General features: G+C 76.0%; 1 pseudogene. It reads left to right on the top strand.

Annotated elements, in window-relative coordinates:
* Positions 1-176: 176 nt before the first annotated feature.
* Positions 177-408 (top strand): annotated as a pseudogene (locus AOQ53_RS47090) (serine/threonine protein kinase); the annotation flags it as partial.

Genomic DNA, 408 nt, shown 5'->3' with positions numbered 1-408 from the left:
CACCCACCGCGCAGACGACACAACCGAACACGGCCGGTTCGCCGAACCACGCCGTCAGCACCACCACCACCGCAAGTACCACCACCACAACCACCCACCGCCCGAGCCCCGTCTCCCTCACCCGAGCACAGGCGGCGACGGAGTGCCGCCCCGACCCCGCCCCGACACCCACCGCGATGCCGCCGGGCGAGCTCCCCGGCCCCGCCACACCGGCCGCCGCCCGCCCCCGTGCCGGCCACCGCCGTACGATGATCGCCGCCGCGGCAGCCACGGTCGCGACGGTCGGCGCCGTCGTGGGAATCGTGCTGGCGACAACGTCCGGCTCACCTGGCGACGACGACCCCCGCGCGGGCTCCTCGGCCTCCGCACCACTCACCACAGCCCCCGCCACTGACCCCACCCCCACCC

The organism is Streptomyces azureus, from assembly GCF_001270025.1.
In the GTDB taxonomy this organism is placed as follows: Bacteria; Actinomycetota; Actinomycetes; order Streptomycetales; family Streptomycetaceae; genus Streptomyces; species Streptomyces azureus.
This window is presented reverse-complemented; position numbering and strand designations above follow the sequence as displayed.